This window comes from Nocardiopsis sp. LOL_012, assembly GCF_048060475.1.
Taxonomy (GTDB): Bacteria; Actinomycetota; Actinomycetes; order Streptosporangiales; family Streptosporangiaceae; genus Nocardiopsis.
In genome coordinates, this window is sequence record NZ_JBHMIV010000025.1 from 17,009 (window position 1) to 38,361 (window position 21,353).

Sequence of the window (21,353 nt, forward strand, 5' to 3'; positions counted from 1 at the left end):
CCGGGCCTACCCGGGGTTCTCGTCCCCGCCGAAGAGCCGGACCTCGTCGGGGCCGGGGCGGTCGAGTTCGACGTCGAGGATCTCACCTCCGTCGCGGTCGGTGCGCTGGGGCCCCCTGGAGGATCTCCGGCTCCTCGCCGGACCGGATCCGGGCGACCATGACACCGGTGTACCCGGCGTGGTCCTCCTCGGTGGCAGCGAACGGCACCAGGCCCGGCCCGGCCAGGTCGTGGGAGTGCAGGGTCTCCAGCAGGCCCGCGCGGTCCAGGTCGGGGCCGGTCTCCACCAGCAGCCGGGCGAAGAGCGTCGCCTGCACCATGCCGTAGACGGTGGTGTCGACGAAGGGCGTCCCCTCGGGGGCGTACTCGTCGAGGACCTCCCGGTAGAACCCGATCCAGGGGTCGTCGGTCTGGGACGCCATCGGCAGGAAGGAGGTCAGGATGAGGCCGTCGACCAGGCTCGCGGGCGGAACGTCCTCCAGGGGCGTGCCGGCCGAGTACTCCTCGATGACACCGGCGACCACGGCCGCGTCGCCGCCGAAGCTGGGGGCCACCCACTGGGGCCCGTAGCCGGCCTGGGCCGCCTCCATGAGCGCCAGGGCGAGGAAGGAGGGGATGCAGGAGCAGACGACGACGTCGGCCCCCTCCTCCTTGAGGTCGGCGATCTGTCCGCCCAGCTCGGGGACGCTGGGGTCGTAGGCCTCCCACGCCACGACCTCGTCGGTGAGGTACTGCTCGATCCCGGCCTGCGCTGCCGGGCCCACGTCGTCGTTCTGGTAGAGCAGGCCGACCTTCTCCCCCGGGAGATTCTCCGCGATGTAGCGGGCCTGGACCTTGGCCTCACGGGTGTAGTCCGGCTGGAAGCCGTAGCTGTACGGGTACTCCTCCGGCCGGTCCCAGGACAGCGCGCCGGAGGAGACGAACAGGTCGGGGACCCCGCGGTCGTTGAGTTCGTCGATGACGGCCTCGTGGGTCCGGGTGCCCAGCCCGCCGACCATCGCGAAGATCTCCTCCTCGTCCAGGAGTTCACCGGTGGCGGTCTGGGTCCGCACCGGGTCGAAGGCGTCGTCCTTCACCACGTACTCGATTCGGCGCCCGTGGACACCGCCGTTGTCGTTGACGTAGTCGAAGACCGCCTGGGCGCCCGTGGACACGTGGACGAAGCCGGGGGAGGCCGCGCCGGACAGGGGCTGGTGCGTGCCGACGACGACCGCGTCGTCGCTCACGCCCTGGGCGGGGTCCCCGGCGGGCGCGGCGGCGCTGTCGGCCTTCTCCCCGCCGGAGCAGGAGGCCGCGAGGAGCGCGACGGCCAGCGCCGAGGCGGAGATGGTCAGTGATCGCATGGAGGTGTCCCGGGAATGGAAGGTGCTGTTCGTCGGGCACGGGGGGATACTGCGGCCCGGTGAAGGCCGATGATGGGATGTCTGCCCACGCATATGTTACTGGCGGGTTCGCCCCGTGCGTCCGCGACTCCCGGGGAGCGCCCCGGCTTCGCCGCGGCCGTGCGGCCTCCCCGCTGATAGGATGATCCGGCGCTGGCGGCACCGACCATCGGGAGCCGTCCGGCCGTATCCGGCGCGACCGGGTCGCCCCATGTGCCGCGAGCTATCAGCCGCGCCGGCGCGACCACGGTGAGGGCAGTTCCTATCCGGACCACTTCTGAGCCCAGCGACCGTCCCATCGCATCGCAGTACAGCCTCCGTCTCCGGTAGGGGCTGCGATGCGTGATCCCACGTGCCGAGGAGTGTTCTCTTGTCTCTGCCATCGGTGTCCACAGCGCACCAGCCGCCCCCTCCCGCGGCGGCCCCCCGCCCCGTGGCCGCCTCCCCTCCCCAGGAGTCCGCGCCCGCGTCGACCGGCGCCGAGGCGGTCGTGCGCTCACTCGAACTGCTCGGGGTGACCGACGTCTTCGGTATGCCGGGCGGAGCCATCCTCCCGACCTACGACGCGCTCATGGACGCGCCGAGCCTGCGCCACGTCCTCGTCCGCCACGAACAGGGCGCGGGGCACGCCGCCTCGGGCTACGCCGCCGCCACCGGTCGCCCCGGTGTGGTGATGGCCACGAGCGGACCGGGCGCCACCAACCTGGTCACGGCCGTCATGGACGCACACTTCGACTCGGTGCCCCTGCTGGTGATCACCGGCCAGGTCCCCTCCGACAGGCTGGGGACGGACGCCTTCCAGGAGGCCGACATCGTCGGCATCACGAGGCCCGTCACCAAGCACTCCTACCTCGTCACGGAAGCGTCGAAGATCCCCGGCGTCCTCGCCGAGGCCCACCGGCTGGCGTCGAGCGGCAGGCCCGGTCCGGTGCTCGTGGACATCACCAAGGACGCACAGCAGGGCAGTGCCCCCTTCTCATGGCCGCCCGAGGGCCACGACGCCTTCGGCAGGCCGGCCGCCAAGGTGAGCCGCGCACAGGTCCACCGGGCCGCCCGCGAGATCGCACGCGCCTCCCGGCCGGTGCTGTACGCGGGCGGCGGCGTGGTGCGTGCCCGGGCCGCCGCCGAACTGTGCGAACTCGCCGAACTGGCCGGAGCCCCCGTGGTCACCACGCTCATGGCCCGCGGGGTCTTCCCGGACTCGCATCCGCTCAACCTCGGGATGCCGGGCATGCACGGAACGGTTCCGGCGGTGCTCGCCATGCAGCGCGCCGACCTGCTCGTGGCCGTCGGCGCGCGCTTCGACGAGCGCGTCACCGGCGACCGGGCCCTGTTCGCCCCGGACGCGCGCGTGGTCCACATCGACATCGACGCCGCGGAGATCTCCAAGCTCCGGCACGCGCACGTGCCCATCGTGGCCGACGCGCGCGCCGCCCTCCCCGAGTTGAGTGCGGCGCTCCGCTCCGTCGCCGGGGAGCGCGCGGACCTGTCCGAGTGGTGGTCGTTCCTGAACGGGCTCCGGCGGGAGTACCCGCTGGGCTTCTCGCCGACGAGCGACGGGCTCGCCGCCCCGCAGCACGTGATCCGGCGGATCGGGGAGCTCACCGGCCCGGAGGCGGTCTACACGGCCGGTGTCGGTCAGCACCAGATGTGGGCGGCCCAGTTCATCGGCTTCGAGCGCCCGCACTCCTGGCTCAACTCCGGCGGTGCCGGGACGATGGGGTACGCGGTCCCCGCGGCGATGGGCGCGAAGGTCGCCGAACCCGACCGTGTCGTGTGGGCGATCGACGGGGACGGCTCGTTCCAGATGACGGGCCGGGAGCTGGCGACGTGCGCGGTCAACGGCATCCCGATCAAGGTCGCGATCATCGACAACTCCTCGCTGGGGATGATCCGGCAGTGGCAGACCCTGTTCTACGACCAGCGCTATTCCAACAGCGACCTGGGCGCCGGACAGCGCGCCGTGCGCGTCCCCGACTTCGTCCGGCTCGCCGAGGCGTACGGGTGCGCCGCGCTGCGGGTCGAGGACGAGGCCGGGATCGACGGGGCGATCGAGGCCGCCCTGGCGATCGACGACAGGCCGGTCGTGATCGACTTCGTCGTCAGCAGGGACGCGATGGTCTGGCCGATGGTGCCGCAGGGCGTGGGCAACGACCGGATCCGGTACGCCCGCGACCACGAGGCGGCGTTCGGCGACGGCGCATAGGGGGCGGGGGCGCTCTGCCGTCGTCCGCCGCGGGTGGGCCTTCGCAGCACGGTGAAGGCCCACCCGGACCGCAGCCGTGGAACGGTCTCCGGCCGTCGCCGGAAGCCGGGAGCGCCGGGGCGGCGCACTGGCAGAGTGGCGCCCGTCACCATATAGTTGGACGACCTACTATATTCGTCACGGGGCGGCGCAACCGCGGGAGGGCACATGGCGGTCGAACGCACACTGCACACACCCGAGGCGGAACAGCTTCTGGAGCTCACCCGCGAGATCGTGGACAAGGAGCTCGTCCCGCGCGCCGACCGGGACGAGGAGGACGCCGCCTTCCCCCGCGAGGCCTTCCGCACACTCGGCTCCGCAGGGCTGCTCGGCCTGCCCTACGCCGAGGCCCACGGTGGCGGGGGCCAGCCCCACGAGGTCTACCTCCAGGTCGTCGAGGAACTGGCGCGCGGCTGGCTCACCGTCGGGCTCGGGGTGAGCGTCCACACCCTGTCGTGCTTCCCGCTGGCCGCCTTCGGCACCCGCGCCCAGAAGTCCGCCCTTCTGCCCGCCATGCTCGGCGGCGGCCTCCTGGGCGCCTACTGCCTCTCCGAGAGCGGCTCCGGCTCCGACGCCTCCGCCCTCACCACCCGCGCCGAGCGCACCGCCGCCGGGTACCGCGTCGACGGCGCCAAGGCGTGGATCACGCACGGCGGCCGAGCCGACTACTACACGCTCTTCGCCCGCACCGGGGCCCCCGGGTCCGGCGCCCGCGGCATCAGTTGCCTCCACGTCCCCGGCCGCGTCCCGGGGCTGAGCGCCGCGCCCCCCGAACGCAAGATGGGGATGTCGGCCTCCACCACCGCCGGCGTCCTCTTCGACGGCGTCGAACTCGACGGCGACGCCCTCATCGGCGAGGAGGGCCAGGGGTTCGCCATCGCCCTGGCCGCGCTGGACTCCGGACGCCTGGGGATCGCGGCCTGCGCGGTCGGGCTCGCGCAGGCGGCGCTGGAGGCCGCCCTCGCCTACTCGCGCGAGCGGCACCAGTTCGGCACGCCCATCGGCGACTTCCAGGGCGTGGGCTTCCTGCTCGCCGACATGGCCACACAGATCGCGGCCTCCCGCGAGCTGTACCTGTCGGCCGCCAGGCTCCGCGACGCCGGCCGGCCCTTCGGAGCGCGGGCGGCGATGGCCAAGCTCATGGCCACCGACACCGCCATGCGCGTCACCACCGACGCCGTCCAGGTCCTCGGCGGCTACGGCTACACCCGGGACTTCCCCGTCGAGCGCTACATGCGCGAGGCCAAGGTCCTCCAGATCGTCGAGGGCACCAACCAGATCCAGCGCCTGGTGATCGGCCGCCACCTGGCACGCGGGGCGTGAGGCGGCCCGGTGCACAGGGGCGCCCGACCGCGGCAGCAGCCGTGCGGAGCGCCCCCTCAGCCGCGCAGCAGTGCCGCGGTGTCCCCGGGGGAGCGGACCGACACCTCCACCTCTCCGCCGGTGAGCACGGCCAGCGCGGAACGGTAGTCCTCCTCCCGGTCCAGGTCGGTCAGCCAGACCGCGCCGGGGCCGCCCCCGCCCGTCCACTCCACCAGCCGGGCCGCCTCGTGCGGCGGGCTGACGCTCACCCTGCGCAGTCCGCCGGACAGGCCCAGGCCCGTGGCCTTGAGCAGGGCCTCCTTGCGGGCCCAGTAGCCGAAGAAGGCGCCGGTGCGCTCGGCGGGCGGCAGCGCCCTCCAGACCGCCCGCTCGGACTCGGCCAGGGTGTAGTCGGCGAGCCCGTCCAGATCGCGGGCGTCGGAGACCCGCTCCACGTCCACCCCCACCGGTACCCCCTCGGTGAGGGCCAGCACCACCCACTCGCCCGAGTGGCTGACGGAGATCTCCCAGCCCAGCGCCGGGCCGGAGGGGACGGGCTTGCCGTGGGGCTCCCGACCGCCCGGCTCGGCCCCCGTCCGCGCCTTGTCCTCACAGGAGCGGCAGACCAGGTCGAAGGAGACTTTCTCCGGCGGGCAGTCCGCCGCCCGCGCCAGGGCCAGCCGGGCCATCGCCCTGCCGAGCAGGTGGCGGTCGCGGTCGGCCTGGTGGCGCAGCCGGGCGTTGCGGGACCTCTCCCGCTCGTCCAGCAGGCGCAGGAGCCGGTCGTCGGCGGAGGAGGTGCGGGCCCACCACACGGTGGCGGTCGAGGGGGCGGAGCGAAGCGTCATGCACCCATTGTCCTCCCAAGTTCCGGGTCCCGGGCGGTGTGAGCCCAACCGAAACAGGGAATCCGGCAAACAGCAGGTCAAGCCGCCCTTGGGAGGCCCGGATGTCGGTCGTCGTGCTGTTCGGAGCGGGAACGGTCATCGGACTGGTGGCCCTGTCGGCGGTCCTGGTCGTGACCCTGGTCACGGCCGGGACGGAGGAGGGGGAGGCCTCCCGGGAGGAGGACGAACGGCAAGGGCCCGTACCCTGGAGGCCCAGGGGCGGGAAGAGGATTCCGCCGCAGCGGACGAAAGGGGCCCGCGTTCCATGACCGAGGAGGGCCGACCGGCGTTCGCCGCCGAGCGCCGGGAGCGCATCCTCGACCTCGTGCGCGCCCGCGTCACCGTCTCTCTGCGGGACCTCGCCAAGGAACTCGGCGCCTCCGAGGTCACCATCCGCCGCGACGTGCGCGCCCTGGAAGCCGACGGACTCGTCGACCGTAGGCGGGGCGGCGTCGCCCTGCCCGGGCGCATCGGCCACGAACAGAGCTACTCCGGCCGCGGTGACCAGTGTGCCGCGGAGAAGGCGGCCATCGCCTCCCGCGCGGCTCGCCTGGTACGCCCCGGGGAGGCCATCGCCATCGGACCGGGCACCACCACCGAGGCCTTCGCCCGAGCGCTGCGCTCGTGCGGTGAGCTGACCGTGGTCACCAACTCCCTCGGCGTGGCTGACGCCCTCACCGGCGCGCCCGGGGTGGAGGTCCTGGTGACCGGCGGTACCCTGCACGGCACCATCCGGGCGCTGGTCGGCCCCGCCGCTGAGTCCGGCGTGGCCGGACTGCGCGTCACCCGCGCCTTCCTGTCCGGCAACGGTGTCAGCGCCGACCGGGGACTGAGCACCCCCAACCCCGCCGTGGCCGGGGTGGACCGGGCCCTGTCCGCCTGCGCGGAGGAGACCGTGGTCCTGGCCGACCACACCAAGATCGGCACCGACACCATGGTGCCCACCGTCGCCCCCGAGGAGATCGCCCACCTGGTCACCGACAGCGGAGCCGACCCGGAGCAGGTCGTCACGCTGGAGGAGAGCGGCGCCCTCGTCCACGTCGTCGTCGCAGACAGGGAACGGAGGGAGTGACCGCATCAGGCCGACCGTGCCTGACCGGTTCCGGGCGTGTCCTACGGTCGGTACCTGTCGACGCGGTCGGCGCCGGATGCGCGGACCCGGGTTCGGCCGCCTCCGGAACCCGCACCGTAGACACGCAGGAGCCGAGGAGCCGCCGCGTATGCACGAACAGTCCTCCCGTCCCGACCGTGCCCCCGGAGCCCCGGTACGGATCTCACCCCCGCCCGTCGCACTGCCCCCCTCATGGGCCGCCGCACGGGTGAGCGTGGTCGTCCCCACCTACAACGAGGCGGAGAACCTGCCGGTCCTGGTCGGGCAGCTCATGGCACTGGACCTTCCCGGGCTGAGAGCCGTCGTCGTGGACGACGGCTCCCCCGACGGCACCGGAGAGGTCGCCGACAAGCTCGCCGCCGAACACGGCGAACGGCTCAGCGTGGTGCACCGTGAGAACAAGGACGGCCTCGGCCGTGCCTACGTCGCGGGCATGTCCCGCGCCCTCGACGATGGCGCCGACCACGTCGTGCAGATGGACGCCGACCTCAGCCACCCCGCGGGCTACGTGCCCCAACTGCTGGGCACCCAGTTGTCCACGAACGCCGGGGTGGTGATCGGCAGCCGCTACGTGCCGGGCGGCAGCCTGTCCGAGGCCTGGGGCGCGCACCGGCGGCTCCTCAGCGGGTGGGCCAACACCTATGCCAAGGCCGTGCTGTCCCTGCCCATCCGCGACGTCACCGCGGGCTTCAAGATCTGGAGCGCCGCCGCACTGCGCGCCATCGACCTGCCCAGCATCCAGAGCACCGGGTACGCCTTCCAGATCGAGATGCACCACCGGGCCTTCCGCCGCGGCCAGAAGCTCGTGGAGATCCCCATCCACTTCGAGGACCGCACCGCAGGGGAGAGCAAACTGGACGGGGCCGTCGCCTTGGAGGCCGCGTTGCGGCCGCTGCGCCTGCGCTGGTCCGAACGCGCCCGCCGCTGACCCCGGGACCCGGTTCCTTCCCTTAGCCGCCCCGACCTGGGATCATCGGAGCAACGGGGGAAGGAGGGGCCACCGTGAGTGAACAGCCCTACGATGTCGACACCGATCTGGGAGACGATCCCCAGGAGAGCGCGATCGCCGAGACCGAGAGCGGGATCGACCCCGAGTACAACATCGTCGAGTACAGCTTCGTCGACGACGACAGCCGTGGCGAACTGGGGATCAGCGACGAGGTGCGCGCCGAGCGGCAGGGGGTCGTCCCACGCCAGGACTGGGGTGGCGGCCGCAGCGCCGAACAGGAGGCCCTGAGCGTGGTGCCCGAATCCGAGATCGCCGGGGAACCGGACACCGCGTCCGGCAACGAGGTGTCCTGAACCATCCGGAGGCGTCACCGGCAGTCGGAATGCCCCGCACACGAACCCGGGCACTCCCGCAGCGGCGGCCCCGACACTCCGCAGAACCGGCCGGGCCGTTCCGCGGCCGGTGCGGTGACGCGCCCGCGCGGCAGCGCCAGGGCCAGCAGCGCCGCGGCCGCGCACAGGCCGGCCAGGATCGCCATCGCCGAGCCGAAGCCGTCCGCCAGAGCCCCCGACCCCCCTCCCGGGTCCCCGGCCCCGCCGATCCCCGCGAGCACCGGGACCGCGGCCACCCCGATGAGCTGCGCTCCCCGCGCGAACGTGTTGTTGATCCCCGACGCCAGCCCCGCGTGCCGCTCCGGAGCCGCGGCCAGGACCGTCGAGGTGAGCGGTGCCACCGCTGTCGACAGCCCCAGGCCGACCAGGAGCACTCCGGGCAGGACACCGGTCACGTAGGGGTCGGCGGTTCCCAGCCGCGACAGCAGGAGGAACCCGCCCGCCAGCAGCACGGGACCCGCGACGAGTTGTGGACGCGGGCCGATACGGGCGGCCAGCCTGCCCGCGCGCGCCGACAGCGCCAGCATCAGCAGGGTGACGGGCAGGGAGGCGGCGCCCGCGGCGACCGGCGTGTACCCGCCAGCCTCCTGGAGGTAGACCACCAGGAGGAAGAGCAGCGGCCCCAGGGACCCGTAGACCAGGACGGTGACCAGGTTGGCCACCGTGAAGGCGGGGGAGGCGAAGAGGCCCGGCGGCAGCATCGGATCACCGCTGCGCCGTTCCACCGCGACGAACAGCGCCAGCGCCGCGGCCCCGACCCCGGCCCCGGTCCACACCGCGGGTGTTCCACCCACGGCTCCCCACTGGATCAGCGCGTAGGTGATCCCGCCGAGCGCCACGACCCCCAGCAGAGCGCCGGGCAGATCCAGCCGGTGCCCCGCCGCCGTGTCCAGCGACTCGGGCACTTTGAACCACGCGATCAGCAGCACGGCCGCGGCCAGGGGCACGTTGATGAGGAAGATCAGCCGCCAGTCGCCGATCTGCACCAGCCAGCCGCCCGCGAACGGCCCCGCGGCCGAGGCCACCCCCGTCAGCCCCGACCACGCCCCGATCGCCCGAGCCCGGTCCTCCTCGCGAAAGCCCGCCTGGAGGATCGCCAGGCTCCCGGGGGTGAGGAGCGCGCCTCCGACCCCCTGCACGACCCGTCCCGCCACCAGCCAGCCCAGGGTCGGCGCGAACACGCACAGCACCGAGGCCAGCGCGAACACGCAGACCCCCGTCGTGAACAGCCGCACCCGCCCGAACCGGTCGGACAGCGAACCGCTGAGCAGGATGAGTGCCGACAGCGTCACCATGTAGCCGTTGACCACCCATTGCAGACCCGAGAGCCCCGTGTCCCACTCCTGCCGGATGGCGGGCAGGGCCACGGTGACCGCCGTGGAGTCCAGGAACGCCATGCCCGAACCGAGGACCGTGGCCGCCAAGCTCCACCGGGCGGTGGGCGTCCCCCACGCCACCGCACCCGCCGGAGCCGTGCCCCGAGTGTTCATCGCGTACCTCCCCGGGCAACGGTACGGTGCGGCCCCCTCCGCACGGCAGGGGCCGCACCGGGTGCTCCGGGCCTCACTCGCTCGCCAGCGCCCCGGTGATCGAGGTGCCCGCGGCGCGCCGCCCCGGCACGACCGAGGCCAGCAGCCCCGCCAGGACCGCGATCGCGACGAACACCGCGATCTGGCCCAGGGGGACCGAGATCCGTGGGTCGGGCAGGACCGAGACGATCGCCGCCCAGCCGAACAGCACTCCGAACACGATGCCGATCCCCGCGCCGATCAGGCACAGCAGTACCGCCTCCACGCTTAGCATCCGCCGCAACTGGGAGCGGGCCAGCCCCAGCGCCCGCAGCAGCGCCGACTCGCGGGTGCGCTCCAGTACCGACAGCGCCATCGTGTTGGAGATGCCGAACACCGCGATGACGATCGCCAGTCCCAGCATCGCCGCGATGGTGTAGAACGCGATGTCCATGATCGAGGAGAGCTGCTCCTTGATCTCGGCGGCCGAGCCGACCTGGACCGTGGGGTGGTCGTCGACCGCCGAGAAGACGGCCTCGCGCAGATCGGCGGGGTCCGCGCCGTCGGCGCCGTCGACGAACAGGACCTCGTCGCCGTCGACCTCAGGGAAGGCAGCGGTGAAGTCGGACTCGTCGAGGGTGGCGCCCCAGAACCGGCCGGTGCCGTCGGTGAGCGCCGCGACCTCCAGTTCGAGATCGGTACCGCCCTCCACCGGGACGGTGTAGGTGTCGCCGACGCCCGCCCCGGCCGCCTCGGCGTAGCGCTCGACCAGCAGCACCTTCCCGGGGCCCATGCCGGACACGTCGCCCTCGACGGCGTCGGCGGTCAGGTCGGTGCCGATCACGGCCCCCGTGTACGTCATCACCGAAAGTGGCGTCCCGTCGCCGAGCGTCACCTGGGTCGTGCGCTGCCCGTAGACCGCCTCGACGGTCGGCTCGTCCGCCAAGGCCTCGCGGACCTCGGCGGGCACGGTGGGCACGGCGGGCTCCCCGTCCGCGTCCTCCTCGATCGGCTCCAGAGAGAACTGCGGGTTGAGCTGGTACTCGATGGGGAACTGCTCCTCCAGTTGCGCGGTCATGGTCGTCTCCAGGGACGCGCTGACCACGGAGTACCCGGTCATGAGCGTGGCGCCCACCGTCAGGGCGATCATGGCGGTGGCCGCACGCCGGGGGCTGCGGGCGGAGTTGTCCACGGCCAGTGTGCTCGCCACCCCGGCCCTGCGCAGCGGCAGGCCCAGAACGCGGACCGCGCCGCGCACCAGCAGCGGTCCGAGGACCACCACCCCCACGAACGCCACCAGCATGGCGGCCGTCACCAGGACCGGCCCCGCCTGGGTGGGGCCGGTGTAGCGGGTGAGGGCCACCAGCGCCGCCGCACCGGTGAAGAGCACGGTCCCCGCCGCGACGCGGACCCGGCCGGTGCCCTTCTCCAGCCCGGCCGCCGAGGCGCTCGTGCGCAGCGCCACCAGAGGGGCCACGCGCGTGGCGCGCACCGCTGGGATGAGCGCCGAGCACACCGTCACGGCCGTGCCGACGGTCAGACCGGTGAGCACCGCGACCGGTGTGACGACCGCGTCCGCACCCGTCTCGGTGCCGGTGACCAGCGGGCCGACCAAGGCGGAGCCCGCCACCCCGGCCCCGGTACCCGCTAGGACGCCCAGAGCCGAGGCGCCCAGGCCCACCACCGCCGACTCGGCGAGCACGGACCGGAACACCTGAGAGCGCTGGGCGCCCACGCACCGCAGCAGGGCCAGTTCGCGCTGGCGCTGGGCGATGAGGATGGCGAAGGTGTTGTAGATGACGATCCCGGCGACGAACATCGAGATGAACGCGAACAGCATCAGGGCGATCCGCAGCATCTCCGTCGGGGCGCCGAAGCTCTCCGCCAGGGCCAGACCGAACTCCTCACCGGTGGCCACCTCAGCGGCGGACCCCAGCGCCGCGGCCATGGCGTCGGCCGCTTCCCGGTCGGAGTACCCCTCGGCGGCGACGGCGTCGATCTCCGTGTAACCGGTCGCCCCCGTGACCTCCTCCAGGGTGCCCGGATCGAGGACCACGGCCCCGTTGCCGCTGTAGGAGGGGTCCACCCCGAAGTTGACCAGGCCGGTGACGGTGAACTCCCGCTCCCGCTCCCGCCTGTCGAGCACGGTCACCGTGTCGCCGACCCCGAACCCGGTCTGCCCGGCGGTGGAAGTGGCCAGGGCGATCTCGCCGTCGCCCGAGGGCAGCGCGCCCTCTGCGGCGGAGAACCGGACGGGGCCGTCGAAGGCGACGGCGGCCGGGGGCATGAAGCCGAACGCGCGGCCCTCGGCGTCCAGCAGGACGGCCTGGCTCCGGACCAGGCCGCCGGCTGAGGCCGTCTCCGGCAGGGCGCGGACCTCCTCCAGATGGTCGCCGGTCAGCGGCTCGGGCCCCTCCTCGGCCGGGGGGCCGGGGGCGGTCGGCTCGGCGATCGCGTCGACGCCGGTGGCCGAGCCCATGACGGACTCCTCGTACCCGGCGTTGAGGGTGTCGGCGAAGACCATCGTCCCGGAGACGAACATGACGCCGAGCAGGATCGCCAGGACGGTCGTCACGTACCGGGACCTGTGCAGCCGCAGCCCGGCGAGCGTGGTGCGCAGCATCGTCAGGCCTCCAGCTTCAACAGTCGCGAGGACACCGTCTCAGCGGTCGGGTCGGCGACCTCGTCCACCAGGCGGCCGTCGCGCAGGAACACGACGCGGTCGGCGTAGGAGGCGGCCACCGGGTCGTGGGTGACCATGACGATGGTCTGGTCCAGGTCCCGCGCCGAGTCGCGCAGGAACTCCAGGATCTCCGCGCCCGAGCGCGAGTCCAGGTTGCCGGTGGGCTCGTCGGCGTAGACCACCTCGGGGGCGTTGAGCAGGGCACGGGCCACGGCCACGCGCTGCTGCTGTCCGCCGGAGAGCTTGGCGGGCAGGTGGCCGAGGCGGTCGCGCAGCCCCACCACCTCGACGATGTGTGCGAAGCGCTCGCGGTCCACGGGGCGCCGGGCGATCTGGGAGGGAAGCAGGATGTTCTGCTCGGCGGTGAGCATCGGGAGCAGGTTGAACGCCTGGAAGACGAACCCGATCCGGTCGCGGCGCAGCAGGGTCAGCTCCTTGTCGCGCAGGCCGGTGATCGGGGTTCCGCCCAGGTGCACCGTGCCCGAGGTGGGCGCGTCCAGGCCCGCCAGGCAATGCATGAGCGTGGACTTGCCCGAACCGGAAGGGCCCATGATCGCGGTGAAGGCACCGCGGTGGAACTCCACGTCCACCCCGGCGAGCGCGTGGACCCGGCTGTCACCGGTGTCGTAGGTCTTGGTCAGCCCCCGGGCGACCACCACCGGCGGTGCGGTGGTCGCAGGGGCGGGCTGGGTTGCGGGCTCGGTCACGGTGAACGGCTCCAGGATCGCGGCGTATACGGGCACCGGGGGGGGAGGACCACCGACCGGCGCGGTCCCCACGCTAGGCGCGGACCCCGTCCGCTCTCATCGGCCTACGGGATGATTCCGTGCCCCGGCCGAACGGGTGGGTGCATGGCCCTCGCCGATGCAGACGTCGGGCCCCGTCACCGACTTTCGTCGGGGCCCGGCCGGTCGCTTCGGGAGAACCGCACCGGCGCGGGAACCCCGTGGCCTGGAGCGATACCGGCCGCATCGACGATCGTCGGCCCATTTTCCTGCTGATCGAAACGGTCTGTCCGGGTCGGTGCGCGGCCGTAGAATCCGGCGCATGGACAAGCGGAGCGGCGGGGTGCCGGGCGGTGCCGCCCACACGTGGCGGCGCGGCCGGGAGCGGTGGTGGACCCACCGCGTGCGCCTCGCCGACTGGATCTACGCCCTCGGCCTGTTCCCGTTCGTCGCCTTCTGCCAGGTCTTCGTCCAGTTCTCGTGGGCGTGGCCTTTGGCTGATGCGGTGATCGCGGTCTCTCCCTGGCCCGTCCTCACGGTCCTGGCCCTCGTCTGGTTCTCCGGCGCCGCAGCTCTGTACTCCCTCGCCGTCCTGTACCGCCGGAAGCACCCGCAACGGCTCCTGTTCCTGGGGTTCGCCTACCTGGCGGTGGGCGGAAACATCGCCGCGGCCGCCTTCGCCCTCTACTCCTATGCGGCCCGCGGAGCCGAGCGCAGGCTCCTATCCGGCTGGTTCGCGCTGATGGCGCTGGTAATGTACACCGGCACCAACCTGTACCCCCTCGTCTACCTCGCCTGCCTCGTGACGTTCCTGGTCGTGCCCACGGTCGTGGGCCTGTGGGTGGGCACCCGGCGCCAGCTCGTCGAGCGCCTCCAGGAGCGCGCCGAGCGCCTGGAGCGCGAGCAGCACCTGAGGGCCGAGCACGCCATCACCGCCGAACGCACCCGTATCGCCCGGGAGATGCACGACGTCGTCGCCCACCGCGTGAGCCTCATGGTCCTGCACGCGGGCGGGCTGGAGGTCTCGGCCGACGACCCGCGCACCATCGAGGCGGCCGGACTGATCCGCACCACCGGCCGCGAGGCCCTCACCGAACTGCGCGGCATCCTCGGGGTGCTGCGCGACGAACCCGGAGCGGAGGCGCCCACCGCGCCCCAGCCCGCCCTGGCCGACCTGGACCGGCTCGTGGAGCAGTGGCGCGGAGCGGGAACGGAGGTGGAGCGCACCGGCTCCCACACCGTGGGAGACCTGCCCCCCTCCGTCCAGCGCACCGTCTACCGCCTCGTCCAGGAGGGGCTGACCAACGCCGCCAAGCACGCCCCCGGGGCGCCGGTCACCGTGGCGGTGGACCGCGACGGCGACTCCCTGCGCGTGGAGGTCGCCAACGGCCCCGCCGCCGCGCCGGTCCCGCCGCCGCCCCACAGCGGGTACGGTCTGGCGGGTCTGCGCGAACGCGTGGCACTGGTCGGCGGCACACTCACCGCGGGCCCCCGGTTCGACGGGGGATGGCGGTTGCGGGCCCTCCTGCCCGCCGCGCGAGGGCACGAGACAGCGGTGGAGGGGAGCGTCCGATGATCCGCGTGGCCGTGGTCGACGACGAGGCACTGGTCCGGTCCGGGCTTCGGATGATCCTGGAGTCGGCGCCCGACGTCGAGGTGGTCGGGGAGGGCGGCGACGGTGGGGACGCCCTCCGCCTCGCCGAGGAGTCGGTACCCGACGTGCTCCTGCTCGACATCCGCATGCCCGGTACCGACGGGCTCACCGCTGCCACCAGGATCGCGGAGCTTCCCGCGCCGCCGAGGGTGGTCCTTCTCACCACCTTCGACCTCGACGAGTACGTGCACCGGGGGCTGCGCGCCGGAGCCGTCGGGTTCCTGCTCAAGGACACCCCGCCCCGCGACCTGCTCGCGGCGGTGCGCACGGTGCACGAGGGCCACGCCATGCTCGCGCCGAGCGTCACCAGGCGCATGCTGGAGCGCTTCGCCGCCCCCGGCCCAGCGCCCTCGCAGGGGCGGCCGGAGGCCGAACGCAGGCTGTCGGTCCTCACCGAACGCGAGCGCGCGGTGCTCGTGGCCGTCGCCGAGGGCAGGTCCAACGCCCAGGCGGGGCGTGCTCTGGGCATGCGGGAGGCCACCGTCAAGGCGCACGTCAGCCGGATCCTGGCCAAGCTGGGGCTGGCCAACCGGGTGCAGGCCGCCATCCTCGCCCACGACGCGGGCTGGGTCTGAAGGGCGCCTCCCGGGTGCCTCGGTTGCCGTTACCGGCGGGTACCTCGGTACTCTGCAAGGCGATCCCATCCCTGGAACATCACGTCGTGGCTGCTCACCCCGGCCACAGGAGAAGAGGTGCCCTCAATGTCGAGATCGGTTCTGGTCACCGGCGGCAACCGCGGAATCGGCCTGACCATCGCGCGGGAGCTGGCGGCGGGCGGCGACAGCGTCGCGGTGACCCACCGCTCGGGCGAGCCACCGGAGGGGCTCTTCGGGGTGCGCTGCGACATCACCGACTCCGCGCAGGTCGACGCCGCCTTCAAGGAGGTGGAGGCCGAGCAAGGGCCGGTCGAGGTCCTGGTCGCCAACGCCGGGATCACCAAGGACCAGCTCCTGGCCCTGATGAGCGAGGACGACTTCTCCTCCGTCCTGGACACCAACCTCACCGGGTCCTTCCGCGTCGCCAAGCGCGCCGTGCGCGGCATGATGCGCAAGCGCAGCGGCCGCATCATCCTCATCTCCTCCGTCGTGGGCCTGACAGGCTCCGGCGGCCAGGTCAACTACGCGGCCTCCAAAGCCGGGCTGGTCGGTTTTGGCCGATCCCTCGCTCGCGAACTCGGGTCCCGCAACATTACGGTCAACGTGGTGGCCCCCGGGTTCATCGAGACCGACATGACCGCCGAGCTGCCCGAGGAGCGCCAGAAGGAGATCAAGAAGAACATCCCGCTGGGGCGCTACGGCAGCACCGAGGACATCGCCCGCACCGTGGGCTTCCTCGCCGGGCCCGGCGGCGCCTACATCACCGGCGCCGTCATCCCCGTGGACGGCGGCATGGGCATGGGCCACTGAGACGGCCCCTCCACCACACCGCCAGCCGACCGCCCCCACCGGACCGACCAGGAACAGGACGGACACACCCGACCATGGGACTTCTCGAAGGTAAGCGCATCCTCGTCACCGGGGTGCTCACCGACTCCTCCATCGCCTTCCACGTGGCACGCCTGGCCCAGGAGCAGGGCGCCACACTCGTGCTCACCGGCTACGGCCGGATGAGCCTCGTGGAGCGCATCGCCAAACGGCTGCCCGAGACGCCCCCGGTCCTGGAACTCGACGTCACCGACGACGAGCAGCTCGCCAGCCTCGCCACCCGCGTCGGCGAGCACGTCGACGGCATCGACGGCATCGTGCACTCCATCGGCTTCACGCCGCAGGAGGCCCTGGGCGGCAACTTCCTCAACACCGAGTGGCAGGACGTGGCCACGGCCATGCACACCTCCACCTTCTCGCTGAAGTCGCTCACCACCTCCCTCATGCCGCTCATGAAGGACGGCGGCTCGGTCGTGGCCCTGGACTTCGACAACAGCGTGTCCTACCCCATCTACGACTGGATGGGCGTGGCCAAGTCAGCGCTCACCTCCACCGCCCGCTACCTGGCCCGCTACGTCGGCGGCGAGGGGATCCGCGTCAACCTGGTCTCCGCGGGTCCGCTGAGCACCATGGCCGCGCGCAGCATCCCCGGGTTCTCCGAGCTGGCCGAGCACTGGCCCCAGCGCGCCCCGCTGGGCTGGGACGTGAGCAACCCCGAACCCGCCGCGAAGGCCGTCGTGGCACTGCTCTCCGACTGGTTCCCGGCCACCACCGGCGAGGTGGTGCACGTCGACGGCGGCTTCCACTCCACCGGAGCCTGAGCCGCGCCCCCGCACCACGGCCCCCGCCGCGGCGGGGGCCTCTCCGTGCCCCCGTCGGTCGGACGCCCGCCGAGCGGCGCGGGGAACACGACCGGGACCGGCCCGGGTCCGCCCCGGCGGCCCCGGCCCGGTGTAGCCTGCCCCACGGCACCGGCCGCGAGGAGGGGACAGAGCATGGACCTTGGATTGTCGGGATCGCGCGTCATCGTGACCGGGGCGAGCCGGGGCATCGGCCTGGCCACCGCCCGCGTGTTCGCCAAGGAAGGCGCAGACCTGGCGATCTGTGCCCGTTCCCCCGAACCCCTGGAGGAGGCCGCCGCCGGGCTCCGCGAGGCGGGGGGCGTGGTCCACACCCGGGCCCTGGACGTCGCCGACACCGCCGCGCTGGACGCCTTCGTCGACTCCGCCGCCCAGTACCTGGGCGGGATCGACATCGTGGTCTCCAATGTCTCCGCCGGCAGCAGCCGCGTCCCCGACCAGTGGGAGCGCAACTTCGCCACCGACCTGCTGCCCTTCGTGCGCCTGGCCGAGCGCGCCCACCCGCACCTGGTCGCCTCCGAGCGCAGCGGCGCGATCATCCTGGTCTCCACCACCTCGGCCCTGCACACCACCCGCCCCGCAGGGGCCGCGGCCTACGGCGCGGTCAAGGCCGCCCTCAACCACCACGCCGCCTCCCTCGCCCGCGCGTGGGCCGGGGAGGGCATCCGGGTCAACACCGTCTCGCCCGGCCCCGTCGACTTCCCCGGCAGCGGCTGGGACCGCCGCCGCGAGACCGACTTCGAGTACTACGAGACCATCCGCAAGCGCATCCCCTGCGGCCGCCTGGGCCGTCCCGAGGAGATCGCCCGCGCCATCGCCTTCCTGGCCAGCCCCGCCTCCGCGTTCACCACCGGGCAGAACCTCGTGGTCGACGGCGGTTTCCTCGACCGCGTGTGAGCCGGATCGGCGTGCCGGGACCGGGCAGGGGCACAATGAATACTGGAAAGTTCGGTGGAGGCGCCGGAGGGCGAGGACTTCGCCTCGCCGGACCTGCTCATCGTTCCCGTCGAGGTCGAGGAGGAGGACGGGTGGCTGGTCGACCCCGACAACGTTGACTGCGTGGTCGAGGTGGTCTCCCCGAGCAACCACAGCAACGACACCAAGGTGAAGCCGTCGCTGTACACGCGGTGGCGCGTCCCCCTCTGCCTGCTGATCGACCCGAGGGAGGGCACCGTGCGGGTGTACTGGGACCCGCGCGGCGGCGAGTACCGGGCCCACCACGACACCGTGTTCGGTGAGGAGGTCGTCCTGCCCAAGCCGCTCAAGGACGTCCGCATCGACACCGGCGTCTTCCCCCGCTACACCGGCTGACCGCCCGCGCGGGGCGCTCAGGCCTCGCGCAGCACCCCCACCAGGCGGGTCGTGCGCTCGGCGCCCGGGTTGTCGCGCACCCCCGCCTCCAGGCCGCCGCCGCTGGCGTCCACCACCGACACGTGGCGCACCGCCCGGGTCAGCGCCGTGTACACCAGCGGACGCGAGAGCGGCGCGTCCGGCGTCAGCGCCAGCACCACCGCGGGCCACCGGCTGCCGTGCGCCGCGGCCACCGTCACCGCCCACCCCGGGCGCAGTGTCCCCGGATCGGTGTCCACCCGCGAGCCGTCGGCCAGCTCCACCGCCGCGACGCCCTCGTCCACCGCGCGCAGGTAGCCCACGTCGCCGCGCGTGTACCCCGGGCCGCCGGCGGCCAGCAGCACCCGGTCGCCCACGTCCAGGCCGCCGTGCTCACCCGGCCCCGGGTTGAGCCGCTCCTTGCACGCGGCGTTGACCGCCGCCGTCCCCGCCGGGCCGTCCTCGCGCACCGCCACCACCTGCACGTGCTCGGAGCCGATCTCCAGGGCGCGGGGGATCGAGTCGGTGAGCAGTTGCAGCACCCGGTGGACGGTCTCCTCCGGCGAGGCCGCGGGCACCCGCACCACCTCGCGCTCCGGCGACTCCACATCGGCCCAGGCGCCGCCCGCCACCTCCCAGGCCAGTTCGGTGAGCGGTCCCGTGACGGGCCCGTTGACCTCCAGCACGGCGGTGTGCGCGGTCCGCGAGGCCACCAGGTCGGCCACCACCCGGCCCGGTCCGGCCGAGGGTGCCTGGCGCGGGTCGGCGGCCAGCACCAACTGGGTGCCGTCCGGGCAGGCCGAGACGAGTTCGGCCATGCGGACGGTGTCCAGCGCCATCGCCTCGCACACCACCACCAGGCCCGCCGCCACGGGTGCGGCGAGCAGTCGGGCCAGCGGCACCACCGGCGGCGCGGACTCCGTGAGGCGGCCCAGCTCGGCCGCCACGGCCGCCGCGCTCTGGGCGGTCGGCGCCGCCACGGCGCACCCCACCTCGCTGCGCTCCCCGATCCCGTGCAGGCACAGCAGCGCCTTGGCCGCCTCGGCGGCGTCGCCGGGGCCGTGCAGCAGCACCGTGACCGGGCGCAGCGCGGCCGTCACCACCGCCGCGCCCAGCTCCCCGCCCAGCGCGAACCCGTGCCGCTCCGCCTCGGCCTGGGCGGTCTCCGCCGCCGTCAGCGCGTCCATGACCGGCTCGCCGGTGTCGACCAGGCGGGCCACCTGAGCGCCCAAGCGCTGTTCGGCGTGGCCGAGGTCGGGCAGAGCGTGGAAGCGCTCGGCCTCCGGGACCTCAGGGACGCCGTCCTCGAAGTCGAAGTCCTCGTCGCCCTCGTCGGTGGACTCGAACACCACCGTGCTCCCCGACGCCTCGGCGGCCTCCAGCGCCGCGGCCGGGTCGGGCGCCCCGGCCTTGCCGACGACGGTCGCCAGCCGCCGCTCCTCCAGCGCGGTGTGCCCGCGCGCGGCGGCCTGGCGCAGTACGTGCGCGGTCAGGGCGCCCAGCCGGCGCGGGTCGTCGGGTCGGGCGCCCCGGCCCAGATGCCTGCGCGCGCAGAAGTCCGCCTGTTCGACGCTCACCCGGGGCAGCCGCAGCAGCAGCCACGGATCGGCGTCCAGTTCCGCGGCGGCGCCCGGCCCCAGGGCGGCGACCAGCCGCGGGGCCAGGGAGGGCGGGGCGCCCATCCGGTCGAGGACGGCACTGACCTGTTCGACGGCCTCGGACACCTCGGCTGGTCCCCTTCGTCACGCGGTTCGCTAGGACGCAGGAAACCCTATCCACTCCGGGTGACCTTCCGCTCCCGGCCGACCGGCGTCAGGGGCCGTCGTCGGTGGCGTCGTCCAGGGCGGACCGGATCTCCGGGGGCAGTTCGACCCGCTCCACGCGCAGGATCTGCTCCAACTGCTCGGGGGTGCGCGGACCCACCACGGCCGCGGCGACCCCCCGCTGCTCGCGGGCCCAGCTCAGCGCCACCGCCAGCGGCGGCACCCCCAGCCCCTCGGCGGCCGTGCACACCGACTCGACCACGCGGCGGCTGCGCCCGTCCAGGTAGGGCTCGACGTAGGGCGCCATGTGCGCCAGGGCCGCCCGCGACCGCGGCGGCACCCCGTCGCGGTACTGGCCGCTGAGCACCCCGCGGCCCAGCGGCGACCACGCGATCAGGTGCGCCCCGGCGGCCGCGGCGGCGGGCCGCAGCGCGTGGTCGGCACCGCGGTTGAGCAGTGAGTACTCTGTCCCGGCGCTCACCAGGGGCACGCGTCCGGGCAGGGCGCGCTGCCACGTGGCCAGGGTGGCGAACTGCCAGGCCTTCAGGTCGCCGGTGCCCACGTACCGGGCCTTGCCCGCCGCGACCGCCTCCTCCATCGCGGCCAGGGACTCCTCGGGAGGGGTGGCCGCGTCGAACACGTGGAGCTGCCACAGGTCCACGTAGTCGGTCTGCAACCGCCGCAGGGAGGCGTCCAGGGAGGCGAGCAGGTGCCGCCGGGAGGCGTCCACGGCGCGGTAGCCCTCCGGGGTGTGCCCCGTCTTGGTCGCCACCACCACGTCCTCGCGGCGCACCGCTGCGCCCAGCAGGCGGCCCAGGATGCGTTCGCTCTGTCCGCCGGTGTAGATGTCGGCGGTGTCCACGAGCGTGCCGCCCGCGTCGACGAACGCGGTGAGCTGGTGCCCGGCGTCCTCCTCACCGGTGTCCTTTCCCCAGGTCATCGTGCCCAGGGCGGTTCGTGACACCCACAGCCCCGATCTGCCCACCTGCCGCTGTTCCATAGCCTGGAGAGTACCGTGTCCACCTCGGGGAAGTCCGAGGTCCGGCGGTCGCGGCTATGCTCTGCTACCGTCCCCCTTGCCCGGTGAGCACCGGGAACGCCCCGGTATCGGCGACGGACCCGCCACGGATGCCGCCGGGC

At 73.5% G+C, this 21,353-nt stretch carries 18 protein-coding genes and 1 pseudogene; 12 read left to right on the top strand and 7 right to left on the bottom strand.

The window, feature by feature from the left end:
- Positions 1-6: 6 nt before the first annotated feature.
- Positions 7-1,342, bottom strand: a pseudogene (locus ACFHWE_RS16290) (ABC transporter substrate-binding protein).
- Between the two features lie 409 nt (positions 1,343-1,751).
- Here ACFHWE_RS16290 and ACFHWE_RS16295 point away from each other — a divergent pair.
- Positions 1,752-3,587, top strand: a complete 1,836-nt coding sequence (locus tag ACFHWE_RS16295; RefSeq protein ID WP_416602497.1) for an acetolactate synthase large subunit — start codon at positions 1,752-1,754, stop codon at positions 3,585-3,587.
- Between the two features lie 207 nt (positions 3,588-3,794).
- A complete protein-coding gene (locus ACFHWE_RS16300) occupies positions 3,795-4,949 on the top strand; it encodes an acyl-CoA dehydrogenase family protein (RefSeq protein WP_416602498.1) in 1,155 nt (384 codons plus the stop codon).
- Positions 4,950-5,005: 56 nt separating this feature from the next.
- Here the strand turns inward: ACFHWE_RS16300 and ACFHWE_RS16305 are convergent, their stop codons facing one another.
- Entirely contained in the window at positions 5,006-5,776 is a 771-nt protein-coding gene (locus tag ACFHWE_RS16305; RefSeq protein ID WP_416602499.1) for a 4'-phosphopantetheinyl transferase family protein, read from the bottom strand.
- A gap of 101 nt (positions 5,777-5,877) precedes the next feature.
- Here ACFHWE_RS16305 and ACFHWE_RS16310 point away from each other — a divergent pair, with 101 nt between their 5' ends.
- The 4 genes from ACFHWE_RS16310 to ACFHWE_RS16325 all read left to right on the top strand — a co-directional run bounded on the left by ACFHWE_RS16310 (position 5,878) and on the right by ACFHWE_RS16325 (position 8,228).
- Positions 5,878-6,084 carry a hypothetical protein gene (locus ACFHWE_RS16310; protein WP_416602500.1) on the top strand — a complete coding sequence of 69 codons (207 nt, stop codon included), beginning with the start codon at positions 5,878-5,880 and terminating at the stop codon, positions 6,082-6,084.
- Positions 6,081-6,887 carry a DeoR/GlpR family DNA-binding transcription regulator gene (locus ACFHWE_RS16315; RefSeq protein WP_416602501.1) on the top strand — a complete coding sequence of 269 codons (807 nt, stop codon included), beginning with the start codon at positions 6,081-6,083 and terminating at the stop codon, positions 6,885-6,887. Before ACFHWE_RS16310 ends, ACFHWE_RS16315 begins: the two co-directional genes overlap by 4 nt.
- Positions 6,888-7,035: 148 nt before the next feature.
- Positions 7,036-7,854: a polyprenol monophosphomannose synthase gene (locus tag ACFHWE_RS16320; RefSeq protein WP_416602502.1), complete on the top strand. Its 819-nt coding sequence runs from the start codon at positions 7,036-7,038 to the stop codon at positions 7,852-7,854.
- A 74-nt stretch (positions 7,855-7,928) separates the two neighbouring features.
- The gene (locus ACFHWE_RS16325) at positions 7,929-8,228 is read left to right on the top strand and encodes a hypothetical protein (RefSeq protein ID WP_416602503.1); all 300 of its coding nucleotides are present in this window, start codon (positions 7,929-7,931) and stop codon (positions 8,226-8,228) included.
- 14 nt (positions 8,229-8,242) lie between these two features.
- Here the strand turns inward: ACFHWE_RS16325 and ACFHWE_RS16330 are convergent, their stop codons facing one another.
- The 3 genes from ACFHWE_RS16330 to ACFHWE_RS16340 all read right to left on the bottom strand — a co-directional run bounded on the left by ACFHWE_RS16330 (position 8,243) and on the right by ACFHWE_RS16340 (position 13,165).
- Entirely contained in the window at positions 8,243-9,757 is a 1,515-nt protein-coding gene (locus ACFHWE_RS16330; protein ID WP_416602504.1) for an MFS transporter, read from the bottom strand.
- Positions 9,758-9,830: 73 nt separating this feature from the next.
- Complete coding sequence (locus tag ACFHWE_RS16335; protein WP_416602505.1) at positions 9,831-12,398, bottom strand: ABC transporter permease; 2,568 nt, start codon at positions 12,396-12,398, stop codon at positions 9,831-9,833.
- A gap of 2 nt (positions 12,399-12,400) precedes the next feature.
- On the bottom strand, positions 12,401-13,165 hold the full coding sequence (locus tag ACFHWE_RS16340) for an ABC transporter ATP-binding protein (protein ID WP_416602533.1): 765 nt from the start codon (positions 13,163-13,165) through the stop codon (positions 12,401-12,403).
- A 340-nt stretch (positions 13,166-13,505) separates the two neighbouring features.
- Here ACFHWE_RS16340 and ACFHWE_RS16345 point away from each other — a divergent pair, with 340 nt between their 5' ends.
- From ACFHWE_RS16345 to ACFHWE_RS16370, 6 genes are all read left to right on the top strand, one after another.
- Positions 13,506-14,759, top strand: coding sequence for a sensor histidine kinase (locus tag ACFHWE_RS16345; RefSeq protein WP_416602506.1), 1,254 nt, complete (start codon positions 13,506-13,508; stop codon positions 14,757-14,759).
- On the top strand, positions 14,756-15,412 hold the full coding sequence (locus tag ACFHWE_RS16350) for a response regulator (RefSeq protein ID WP_416602507.1): 657 nt from the start codon (positions 14,756-14,758) through the stop codon (positions 15,410-15,412). The genes ACFHWE_RS16345 and ACFHWE_RS16350 overlap by 4 nt, the downstream gene beginning before the upstream one ends.
- A 126-nt stretch (positions 15,413-15,538) precedes the next feature.
- Positions 15,539-16,243 (top strand): beta-ketoacyl-ACP reductase, encoded by a 705-nt coding sequence (locus ACFHWE_RS16355; RefSeq protein ID WP_028649392.1) that lies wholly within the window; start codon positions 15,539-15,541, stop codon positions 16,241-16,243.
- Positions 16,244-16,317: 74 nt separating this feature from the next.
- On the top strand, positions 16,318-17,082 hold the full coding sequence (fabI, locus tag ACFHWE_RS16360) for an enoyl-ACP reductase FabI (protein WP_416602508.1): 765 nt from the start codon (positions 16,318-16,320) through the stop codon (positions 17,080-17,082).
- Between the two features lie 174 nt (positions 17,083-17,256).
- Entirely contained in the window at positions 17,257-18,018 is a 762-nt protein-coding gene (locus ACFHWE_RS16365) for an SDR family NAD(P)-dependent oxidoreductase (RefSeq protein WP_416602509.1), read from the top strand.
- Between the two features lie 54 nt (positions 18,019-18,072).
- Positions 18,073-18,432, top strand: coding sequence for a Uma2 family endonuclease (locus ACFHWE_RS16370; RefSeq protein ID WP_416602510.1), 360 nt, complete (start codon positions 18,073-18,075; stop codon positions 18,430-18,432).
- Positions 18,433-18,449: 17 nt separating this feature from the next.
- Here the strand turns inward: ACFHWE_RS16370 and ACFHWE_RS16375 are convergent, their stop codons facing one another.
- Both ACFHWE_RS16375 and ACFHWE_RS16380 read right to left on the bottom strand, forming a co-directional pair.
- Entirely contained in the window at positions 18,450-20,174 is a 1,725-nt protein-coding gene (locus tag ACFHWE_RS16375) for a helix-hairpin-helix domain-containing protein (protein WP_416602511.1), read from the bottom strand.
- A gap of 88 nt (positions 20,175-20,262) precedes the next feature.
- Positions 20,263-21,213 carry an aldo/keto reductase gene (locus ACFHWE_RS16380; RefSeq protein WP_416602512.1) on the bottom strand — a complete coding sequence of 317 codons (951 nt, stop codon included), beginning with the start codon at positions 21,211-21,213 and terminating at the stop codon, positions 20,263-20,265.
- Between the last annotated feature and the right edge of the window lie 140 nt (positions 21,214-21,353).